A 10804-nucleotide genomic window follows, 5' to 3' on the forward strand; every position below is an offset into this window, starting at 1 on the left:
CCGGCCCAGGAGCACCGCGGGCCCACGAGCCACGGACTCAGACTCCGCTCCCTGGCTAGGTACTCCACCTTCCGTAGGGAGAGGCGCAGGGCGAGTCCGTGCCCGGCGACCGTGCTGACGGATCCCCGTCATGTCCGTCACCCGCCAACACCTGGCGCTGTCAAGCAGGTTGCTGCCATGGAAAGGTCTTCGCGGCGCCCGGAACCACCCATTCACCGGGTGCGCGGAGGAGAGACATCCATGACCAGAGCATCCGCGAGGCGGCGATCCCGCCTGCTGGCAGCCGGGCTGTCGCTCATGCTGCTGCCGGCCGGGCAGGCCGTCGCAGCCGGGGCAACAGGGACGACGACGGGCACCTACCGTGCCGCGTCACCCGCGCACGCACCCACCACCGCACCAACCGTCACCCTGATCACCGGTGACCGTGTGACCGTGACCGACCTCGGCGCGGGCCGGAAGTCGGTCGCCGTGGAGCGCCCCGCCGACGCGACCGGGGCGGTGCGCACCGAGATATCCGGCGGCCGGATCACGGTCGTACCCGACGAGGCCCGGCCCTACCTGCAGGCGGGCGTCCTCGACGCCGAACTCTTCGACGTCACCGCTCTGATCGAGCAGGGGCTCGGCGACTCGTCCTCCGCCGGCCTGCCGCTCATCGTGACGTACACGAAGAACGCCCGGAGCGCGGCACCCCGAGGAGCCCGCCAGGTCCGTGGCCTGCCGAGCGTGGGCGGTGCGGCCCTGGAGGCGTCGAGGTCCGGGGAGTTCTGGCGCACGGTCGCGTCACATGCCACCTCCCGCTCTCCGAAATCGACTTCGGCACCGGTCCGACTGGCGGGCGGGGTCGAGAAGATCTGGCTGGACGCCCGTGTCGACACCGCGATGGAGGGCAGTAATGCCCAGATCGGCACTCCTGCGGCCTGGGAGGCCGGGCTGACCGGCAAGGGTGTCAAGGTCGCCGTCCTCGACACGGGCGTGGACCTGACCCATCCTGATCTCAAGGACCGGGTGAGCGAGACCAAGAGCTTCATCGACGGCCAGGAGGTCGCCGACCGGAACGGCCACGGCACGCATGTCTCGTCCACGGTGGGTGGCAGTGGTGCGGCCTCCGACGGCAAGGAGAAGGGGGTCGCACCCGACACGACGCTCGCCGTCGGCAAGGTCCTCAGCGACCAGGGCTCCGGCACGGAGTCGCAGATCATCGCCGGCATGGAGTGGGCGGCCAAGGACGTCCAGGCCAAGATCGTCTCCATGAGTCTCGGATCGTCGCAGGGCAGCGACGGCACCGACCCAATGGCCCAGGCGGTGAACACCCTCTCCAGGGACACCGGCGCCCTGTTCGTCATCGCGGCAGGCAACTCCGGCGCTCCCGGCAGCATCGGGTCCCCCGGCGCCGCCGACTCCGCGCTGACGATCGGCGCGGTCGACTCCGCCGACCGGCTCGCGTCCTTCTCCAGTCAGGGCCCGCGCCGGGGCGACAACGCCCTGAAGCCCGACCTGTCCGCGCCGGGCGTGGGCATCCTCGCCGCCCGCTCGCAGCTCGTGAGCGGCAGCGGCCCGTACACCTCGCTGAGCGGGACGTCCATGGCGACCCCGCACGTGGCGGGCGTGGCGGCCCTACTCGCCGAGAAGCACCCGGACTGGAGCGGACAGCAGCTCAAGGACGGGCTGATGAGCACGTCCAAGCAGATCAGCGGCACGTCGTACCAGGTGGGTGCGGGCCGCGTCGACGTCCGGTCCGCCATCACCGCGCAGATCACCGCGACCGGCAGCGCCGACCTCGGCTTCATCGGCTGGCCGTACGAGTCGAACGAGCCGGTCACGAGGACGCTGACCTACACCAACGCCTCCGACCGGCCGGTCACCCTGGCGCTGACCGCCGAGGGCGCCCCCTCCGGCGTGGTCGTCCTCGCCGACTCCACTCTCACCGTGCCCGCGCGCGGCACCGCACAGACCACGGTCACCCGTGACGGCGCTGCCGCACCCGTCGGCACGACCTCCGGCCGGATCGTCGCCAAGGCCGGCGAAACGGAGGTGGCACACACGTCCTTCGGCATGACCAAGGAAAACGAGCGCTACACCCTCATCATCAACGTGAAGGACCGCGACGGTGCACCGTCCGCCGCCTACGTGGCCGTGAAGCCGATGGTCAAGGGCTCGTCGGTCATCCAGGCCCCGGTAGATGACTCCGGCACGCTCGAGCTGCGCCTGGAGCCCGGAAGTTACAACCTGTCCAGCTTCCTCGACGTGCGTGGCAACAAGGGCAAGGACTCGCTCGGCCTCGGTCTTCTCGCCGAGCCCGAGGTCACTCTGGACCGTAACCGCGAAGTCACGCTCGACGGACGGGCGTTGCGGGAGATCAGGGCCGAGGTCGACCAGCGGACCGAGACCCGACAGCGGATCATGAAGTTCAGCCGGACCACGAACGGCGAGTCCTTCTCCCCGTCCGTACAGGTCCCGGCGAACTACGACAGCATCTTCGCCGCGCCGACCCGCAAGCCCGCCACGGGCACCTTCGAGTACCGGACCGTGTGGCGGCTCGGCAAGCCGCAACTCGATGTCGAAGCAGGCGGCACGCGGCTCGGCGAGGCAGTCGTCCAGCGCGGATCGGACCTCTTCACCGGGCGCGAGCGGGTGTCCTTGGTGGACACGGGCACCGGGAGTGCCACCGACTATGCGGGCAAGCACGTGAAGGGCAAGGCGGTCGTCGTACGCCGCACCGACGCGATCGCCCCCGCCGACCTGGCCCAGAACGCGCAGGACGCGGGCGCCAAGGCCCTGTTCGTGACCGACGACGCTCCCGGGCGGCTGCTCGGCAACTTCGCCTCGGCCGACGGGGCGACCCGCCCGCTGTACATCGCTACGGTGAACGCCGCAGACGGGGCGCGGCTGACCGAGGCCGCTCGACGCAACCGGGGCGTGGATCTCACCGGCACCGAGAACACGCCGTATGTGTACGACCTCACCGAGGGCTACTCGGGGGCGACCCCCACCGACCTGACGTACCGGCCGGGCAAGAGCGAGCTGGCGGTCGTCAACAACAAGTTCCACGCGCCGAAGGAGGCCGACGGCAGCGAGTTCCGTTACTCGATCACCGACAACTTCCCCGTCGGCATGGGCATCCCGGAGAGGATCAAGCTCCCCGCGAAGCGCACCGACTACATCAGCGCCCGCCCCGACCGGGCGTGGCACCAGTCCGTGACCAACGGCCCGAACGCCATCGAGGAGCGTGAGGGCGTCGTGCACCACCGCGGCGGTACGCGCTCCTCGGTGGACTGGTTCAAGCCGGTCTGGCACCCGTGGCTCGGCACAGGCGTCAGCTGGGGCCAGGAGCGCTCGGGCAACTACCTGCAGTTCAACACGCCGGGTTGGGGCGACTCGGGACCGGACCACTCCGGCTTCGGAAATGTGTGGCACGAGACCTCGATGACCCAGGTCACCGAGGTGTACGTGGACGGGGTGCGGGTCGACCGGAAGCTGGGCTCGGGTGCGTACGCCCGGGACGCCAGGGTCAAGCCGACCGAGCAGGACTTCAGGGTCGTCACCGACACCACCCTGGACCCGGAGGTCTGGCATCTCTCCACGAAGGGCCACTCCGAGTGGACCTTCAAGTCGTCCGCCACACCGGTCGACCGGTGGACGTATCTGCCGATGCTCAATCTCGGGTTCGACGTCGACACCGACATTCACGGTGATGTGCGGGCCGGGAAGCGTCTGGATCTCGGGATCTTCTCCGAGTACGTCAAGGGTGCCCCGGACACCGGGAAGATCACCGACTCCACACTGGAGGTCTCCTTCGACGACGGCGCGACGTGGAGGTCCGTCGAACTCGACGGTGTACGCGGCAGGTCCGCCTCCAGGACCGGCTCGGTACGGGTACCGAACGACGCGCAGTACATCTCCGTGCGGGCCTCGGCCGCCGACGACCGTGGCGGCTCGGTCAAGCAGGAGATCATCCGCGCATTGGGCGTACGGAAGTAGCTGACGCCTGCTCTGCGGCCCGGCCGGTCGAACCGGCATCGACGAGCGCGGTACCCGGCGATCTTCGCCAGGTACCGCGCTCCGCGCTGGGGCCTCCGGAGGCCCCACGCCTGCCCGTCAGCAGCGCCTGCGTCTCCCGCGCGCGGCCGCGGGTGACGACCTGGACCAGGCCGGCGTGCCGGCCGGCCTGCGGGATGAGGGCTGCCAGGCAAGGGGCGCGGCAGGCACCCGTGTGGCGGAAGGTTGATCCCTCGATCGGGGGCGGGTGATCGTTTTTGCTCACAGAATGTGACGGCGGCCAGGACATGATCACGGCGCCCTGTCGTGCCCACGACCGGGACAAGTGCTCGCGTGTCACTGGAGGTGACCCCTCGTGGTCCTCATCATCGTTGTCGCCGCTATCGCCCTACTTGCCGGCCTGGCGGCCAACCGATGGCTGCGGCCCAGGCTGCTCAGCGAGGACGACGACACGGGCATGGCGGTCAAGGACCTCGTGGGACCTCTCCTCACCCTGACGGTCCTGCTTCTCGCCTTCGTCCTGGTCACCGCCAACTCTTCATACGGCAAAGCCGAGGTCGCCTCACGGGGGGAGGCCCGAGCTCTGGACCAGCTGGTGGAAACCGCCGAATACGCGCCCGCTGCGCAGCGGGCGCGAATCCAAGCCGACGCCGTCTGCTACGCCCGCTCCGTACGGGTCCGGGAATGGCCGGCCATGTCCGACGGGAAGGGTTCGCCGGCGCCCAGTGTCTGGTCGACGGACTTCCGTCGGACGTTTCGCACGCTGGCGGACAAACCGGTTTTCGGAATGCTGGTCGGCGCCGACAGCAAGCGGTCCGACGAGCGCGAGGAACGTCTCACCCAGGCGAGTGCGAGCATCCCCAGCGCCATCTTCTGGTTTCTGCTCGCGACGCTCGTCATCACAGTGGTCGCCCTTGGTATTTGCCTGCCCCGGAAGAACAACCGGGGTCAGCTGATCACTTTGACGGTGATCACCGCACTCCTGACGACGATGCTGATCATCATCCGGGACGTGGACCGGCCTTTCGGCGGCATCATCGACGTGGCACCGACGGCGATCACCGAAGTGGAACGCCAGGCCGGCCGCGACTTCCTCGCCCATCACCCGTCCGCGCAACTGCCCTGCGATGACAAGGGCGACCGCCGCGCTGCCTGACCCGCGGCTGCACAGAGGGCGGGACTGTCACCGCGGGCGGCTGCCGGGCTGCCTTCACGCGCTGCTGCGGTACCTGTCGCTGACGGCCTGGCGACGAGCCCGATCAGGCCGACCCCGGTGCCCGTACCCGGCCGCGTTGGAGGTCGAGCCTTCCGCCGCGAGCGTCAAGAATTTCCGACCCTCATGAATTCGCAGGTCAGATGACCCACAAGGGGTGATCCGCCCGCTCGACCCGCTACACGGAGGCAAACAGGTCAAGCGACCCACCCGGACCACGAAACCCGCGGATCAGTCGTCCTTCTTCACCGGCTCCAGGATCGCCACGCACTCCACATGATGCGTCATCGGGAAGAGGTCGAACGCCCGCAGCGTGCGGACCTTGTAGCCGCCGTCCTTGAAGTACGCCAGGTCCCGGGCCAGCGCCGCCGGGTCGCAGGCCACGTAGGCGATCTTGCGTGCGCCCAGCCCCGACAGGTGCTTGACGACCTGCTTGCCGGCACCGGCGCGCGGCGGGTCGAGGACGATGATGTCGCACTCGGTGATGCCGGTGCGCGGGAGCACCTGGTCGACCTTGCCGTGTTCGATGCGGACGCGGTCGAGGTCCTGGAGGTTGTGGCGGGCGTCCTCGACGGCGCGCTTGCCGGACTCGATGCCGAGCACCGCGCCCTTCTCACCGATGCGCTGGCCGATCGCGCCCGCGAAGAGACCGACACCGCAGTAGAGGTCCAGGGCGGTGTCGTTCTTGCGGGGCAGCAGACCCTGCATGACCGCGCGCACGAGGGTGTTGGCCGCCTGCGGGTGGACCTGCCAGAAGCCGCCGGAGCCGACGCGGTAGGTACGGTCGTCCGCGCGCTCGCGGACGAAGGCGCGGCCGTGGACGCGGTGGACGCCACCGTCCTTCTCGTCGACGCGGAGCACGGAGACCGGCTTGTCGAGCTCGACCAGGGGCAGTCGGCCGCCCTCGCGCGGGGTCAGGATGACCTGACGGTCGTGGGAGCCGGTGGCGGAGATGGCCTCCACCGTCGCCATCTGCGGCCAGTCCTGCTTCTCGATGCCCAGCTCGGAAACGCCGGGGGCGGCGATCATGCAGTGGTCGATCGGCTGGACCTCGTGCGAGCGGTGCTTGCGCAGTCCGACCAGGCCGTCCGCGTCGACGGCGTACTGGACGCGGGTGCGCCACGCGGGCACCTCGCCCGGCGGCAGCTTGTCGCCCTCGGCCGGCATGACGGTGCCGTCCCAGCCGGCTTCCTCGGGGGTGAGGCCCGCGAGCCGCTGCAGCTGCTCGGCAATCACTTCGCCCTTGAGGCGGCGCTGGGCACCGGGCTTGGCGTGCTGCCAGTCGCAGCCGCCGCACTTGCCGGGGCCCGCGTAGGGGCAGGGGGCCTCGACCCGGTCCTTGGACGCCTCGATGATCTGTACGGCGTCGGCGCGCAGGAAGCGTGAGTCGCTCTCGCCGTCGGTGACCCGGGCCACGATCTTCTCACCGGGAAGGGTGTGGCGTACGAAGAGGACCTGGCCCTCGGCGGTGCGCGCGATGCAGTGGCCGCCGTGTGCCACGGGGCCGACCTCGACCTCGTACTCCCGCCCGATCAGCGACTCCCCGGCCTGCGACGACGTGGATTCGTTCTGCATGAGGGGGTGGCTCCAGAGATCAAGGGGAAAGCGGCCGGACAACAACCCACGAGTCTACGTGGATGTCGCCCGGCCGCTTACCACGAACGGTTGCACCGAGTCAGCCCTTGTGACCGGTTTCCTTGTTCCGCCGCTCCACAGGGCCTCGGCGGACCGATCCCGGTGCGGTCCAGTCCGCGCGCTTCCTGGCCCGCAGTTTCGCGGCCTCGGAGGACTCCAGCTGGTAGGGCACGGAAGTCACCATCACACCCGGTGTGAACAGCAGCCGGCCCTTCAGACGCAGGGCGCTCTGGTTGTGCAGCAGGTGCTCGTACCAGTGACCGACCACGTACTCGGGGATGTACACGCTGACCACATCGCGGGGCCTGTCCTTGCGCAGGCCCTTCACGTACTCGATGACCGGACGGGTCACCTCGCGGTAGGGCGAGTCGAGGATCTTCAGCGGGATGCTGATGCCGCGCCGCTCCCAGTCCTCCTTGAGCGCCTTGGTCTCGGCCGGGTCGACGCTGATGGAGAGCGCCTCCAGGTGGTCGGACCGGACCAGTTTGGCGTAGGCGAGGGCACGGAGGGTGGGGCGGTGGAGCTTGGAGACGAGGACGATCGAGTGGACGCGGGAGGGCCGCATGGTGTCGTCGGACGGGGTGTCGGGGGCGGCGATCTCCTCGGCGACGCGGTCGTAGTGCCGTCGGATCGCGGTCATCGTCCCGAAGAAGATCACCATGCCGAGCAGCGCGACCCAGGCGCCGTGGGTGAACTTGGTGGCCAGGACGACGACGAGGACCAGCCCGGTGAAGAAGGCTCCGAAGGTGTTGATCGCACGGGAGCGGATCATGTGGCGGCGCTTGGCCGGGTCCCGCTCGCTCCTGAGGTGGCGGTTCCAGTGCCGCACCATGCCGGTCTGGCTGAGCGTGAAGGAGACGAAGACGCCGACGATGTAGAGCTGGATCAGCTTGGTCGAGTCGGCCCCGTAGATCCCGACGAGCAGGATCGCGGCACCGGCCAGCAGCACGATGCCGTTGGAGAAGGCCAGCCGGTCGCCGCGGGTGTGCAGCTGACGGGGCAGGTAGCGGTCCTGGGCGAGGATCGAGCCGAGCAGCGGGAAGCCGTTGTACGCGGTGTTGGCGGCCAGGAAGAGGACGAGGGCGGTGGCCGCGGCGAGGACCACGAAGAAGAACGTTCCGTCGCCGAAGACCGCTGCGGCGACCTGGGAGATCACCGGGTCCTGGACGAAGCCGGCGCCGACCGCGACACCGTTGTGGATCAGGTCCTTGGCCGGGTTCTCGGCCATCTTCACGTCGGTGGCCATCGCGAGGCCGATGATGCCGCAGAACATGGTGACGGCCAGCAGGCCCATCGCAGCGAGGGTGGTCGCGGCGTTCTTGCTCTTCGGCTTGCGGAACGCGGGCACACCGTTGCTGATCGCCTCGACACCGGTGAGCGCGGCACAGCCGGAGGAGAAGGCCCTCAGCAGCAGGAAGACGAGGGCGAAGCCGGCCAGCCCCTGGTGCTCGGGTTTGATCTCGTAGTCCGAGGTCGGGGCGTGCATGGTGTCGCCGAGGACCAGCCCACGGAACGCGCCCCAGAGGATCATGGCGAAGACCCCCGCCACGAAGAGGTACGTCGGGATGGCGAAGAGCTTTCCGGACTCCTTCACGCCCCGCAGGTTCATCAGGGTCAGCAGCACGATGGCCCCGATGGCGCAGAGCGTCTTGTGCTCGACCACGAAGGGGATCGCCGAGCCGAGGTTCTCCACCCCGGAGGAGATCGACACGGCGACGGTGAGGACGTAGTCGACGAGGAGGGCGCTGGCGACGGTGAGGCCGGCCTTGGGGCCGAGGTTGGTGTTGGCGACCTCGTAGTCACCGCCACCGCTCGGGTAGGCGCGCACGTTCTGCCGGTAGGAGGCGACCACCGTGAACATGAGGACCACGACGGCGGCCGCGATCCACGGGCTGAAGTGGTAGGCCGACACGCCCGCGATGGACAGTACGAGGAGGACTTCTCCCGGTGCGTACGCCACAGAGGACAGCGGGTCGGATGCGAAGACGGGGAGCGCGATGCGCTTGGGGAGGAGTGTCTCTCCCAGCTTGTCGCTGCGCAGCGCCCGGCCGATCAGGATCCGTTTGGGCACGTCGGTCAGTTTGGACACGCTGAGGATCGTAAGCGCTGTGATGACGGGCCGCCGAAGCACCACCCCCTCGGTGCCCGTAAATCCTTCATAATTACCCGCCCTCACCGGAAAAGTCCATGGAATCCTTAACGGAATCCTTGCGGTGCGAGCGGCGGAGCAGGGGCCCGGCGGGGCTCTCCGTCCAGGCTCCGCGGGCCCCGCGGTGCAGCTCCCGCGGGGTTCCCTTTGCCGTTCCGGCCGCGGCGTACGCACACTCGGATGAGGCGGTGGATGCGGCGCCGCATAAGCTCATCCCGGGCAACACCGAAGGTGGTTGCCCCATTGTTTGCCCCGCAAGCTGAGAGAGAAGTGTGAGCAGGGTGTTTTCGCAGGTCATCCGGACGACCAGGACGGCGAGGTAGGCGCAAGGTGCACATCGTCATCATGGGCTGCGGCCGAGTCGGAGCCGCACTCGCACAGACCCTGGAGCAGCAGGGGCACACGGTCGCCGTGATCGACCAGGACCCCACGGCGTTCCGCCGGCTGGGTTCAGGGTTCGGCGGCCGGCGGGTGAGCGGGGTCGGTTTCGACCAGGACACCCTCCGCGAGGCCGGGATCGAGGAGGCCGGGGCGTTCGCAGCGGTGAGCAGCGGCGACAACTCCAACATCATCGCGGCCCGGGTGGCCCGCGAGATGTTCGGCATCGAGAACGTCGCGGCGCGCATCTACGACCCGAAGCGTGCCGAGGTCTACCAGCGTCTCGGCATCCCCACCGTCGCCACGGTCCGCTGGACGGCGGACCAGATGCTGCGACGGTTGCTGCCGTCGGGGGCCGAGCCGCTGTGGCGTGACCCGAGCGGCGGGGTCCAGCTCGCCGAGGTGCACACGACGCCCTCCTGGATCGGGCACAAGATCAGCACGCTGCAGGAGGAGACGGGCGTTCGCGTCGCCTTCATCACCCGGCTGGGCGAGGCCATACTGCCCTCGTCGCAGACGGTGCTGCAGGAGGGCGATCTGGTCCACGTGATGATGCGTACGGACGAGATCGCGAAGGTCGAGGAGGCCTTTGCCGAAGGTCCTGAGGAGGGCGGTCACTGATGCGCGTGTCGATTGCCGGGGCGGGTGCGGTGGGGCGTTCCATCGCGGCCGAGCTCCTGGAGAACGGGCACGAGGTGCTGCTGATCGACAAGGCTCCGACCGCCATCTCGGTGGAACGGGTCCCGATGGCCGAGTGGCTGCTCGCGGACGCCTGCGAGATCACGTCGCTGGACGAGGCGGCGCTGCAGCGGTGCAACGTGGTGATCGCCGCGACCGGCGACGACAAGGTCAATCTGGTCGTCTCGCTGCTCGCCAAGACCGAGTACGGCGTTCCGCGGGTCGTCGCCCGGGTCAACAACCCGAAGAACGAGTGGCTGTTCAACGAGTCCTGGGGGGTCGATGTCGCGGTATCCACGCCGCGTCTGATGTCCGCCCTGGTCGAGGAGGCGGTGAGCGTCGGTGATCTGGTCCGGCTGCTGCGCTTCAGCCACGGCGACGCCAACCTCGTCGAGCTGACGCTGCCCCCTGAGTCCGCGCTGGCCGGCACCCCGATCAGCGATGTGGCCTGGCCCGAGGACACCTCGCTGGTCACCATCATCCGCGGTACGCGCGTCCTGACGCCGAGCCCCGAGGAGACCCTGGAGGCCGGTGACGAGCTGCTGTTCGTGGCCGCCCAGGCCCGCGAGGAGCAGTTGGAGGACCTGCTCTCGGTCCGCCGCGAGCCCTCGGACAGCTGAGGTAGTGAGGCACGCACATGAGAGGGGCCCGGAACCGTGTCACGGTTCCGGGCCCCCGCAAGTTGCGGGGCGGTCCGGCCCGGGGCGAAGAAGTGGGTTGGGGGCGGGGCGGGGCCGGGGGGGTGGGGGGCCCTT

At 69.3% G+C, this 10804-nt stretch carries 6 protein-coding genes; 4 read left to right on the forward strand and 2 right to left on the reverse strand.

Annotated elements, in window-relative coordinates:
- The first annotated feature begins 240 nt into the window (after window positions 1-240).
- Together ABZS61_RS33430 and ABZS61_RS33435 are read left to right on the forward strand one after the other, a co-directional pair.
- Window positions 241-3978 (forward strand): S8 family serine peptidase, encoded by a 3738-nt coding sequence (locus tag ABZS61_RS33430; RefSeq protein ID WP_356429845.1) that lies wholly within the window; start codon window positions 241-243, stop codon window positions 3976-3978.
- A 373-nt stretch (window positions 3979-4351) separates the two neighbouring features.
- Window positions 4352-5152 (forward strand): hypothetical protein, encoded by an 801-nt coding sequence (locus ABZS61_RS33435; protein WP_356429848.1) that lies wholly within the window; start codon window positions 4352-4354, stop codon window positions 5150-5152.
- Between the two features lie 288 nt (window positions 5153-5440).
- Here ABZS61_RS33435 and ABZS61_RS33440 read toward each other — a convergent pair whose 3' ends face one another.
- Both ABZS61_RS33440 and ABZS61_RS33445 read right to left on the reverse strand, forming a co-directional pair.
- A complete protein-coding gene (locus ABZS61_RS33440) occupies window positions 5441-6784 on the reverse strand; it encodes a TRAM domain-containing protein (protein ID WP_356429850.1) in 1344 nt (447 codons plus the stop codon).
- A 100-nt stretch (window positions 6785-6884) separates the two neighbouring features.
- Entirely contained in the window at window positions 6885-8933 is a 2049-nt protein-coding gene (locus ABZS61_RS33445; protein ID WP_356429852.1) for an APC family permease, read from the reverse strand.
- A gap of 390 nt (window positions 8934-9323) precedes the next feature.
- Here ABZS61_RS33445 and ABZS61_RS33450 point away from each other — a divergent pair, with 390 nt between their 5' ends.
- Window positions 9324-9992 carry a TrkA family potassium uptake protein gene (locus tag ABZS61_RS33450; protein ID WP_329206645.1) on the forward strand — a complete coding sequence of 223 codons (669 nt, stop codon included), beginning with the start codon at window positions 9324-9326 and terminating at the stop codon, window positions 9990-9992.
- Window positions 9992-10669 (forward strand): TrkA family potassium uptake protein, encoded by a 678-nt coding sequence (locus ABZS61_RS33455; RefSeq protein WP_329206646.1) that lies wholly within the window; start codon window positions 9992-9994, stop codon window positions 10667-10669. Before ABZS61_RS33450 ends, ABZS61_RS33455 begins: the two co-directional genes overlap by 1 nt.
- Window positions 10670-10804 lie beyond the last annotated feature (135 nt).

The sequence above is a fragment of the Streptomyces sp. NPDC005566 genome, assembly GCF_040605575.1.
Taxonomy (GTDB): Bacteria; Actinomycetota; Actinomycetes; order Streptomycetales; family Streptomycetaceae; genus Streptomyces.

Coding starts and splice junctions, on each gene's coding strand:
- ABZS61_RS33455 (WP_329206646.1), top strand. CDS start 9,992: ATGCGCGTGTCGATTGCCGGGGCGGGTGCGGTGGGGCGTTCCATCGCG.
- ABZS61_RS33440 (WP_356429850.1), bottom strand. CDS start 6,784: ATGCAGAACGAATCCACGTCGTCGCAGGCCGGGGAGTCGCTGATCGGG.
- ABZS61_RS33430 (WP_356429845.1), top strand. CDS start 241: ATGACCAGAGCATCCGCGAGGCGGCGATCCCGCCTGCTGGCAGCCGGG.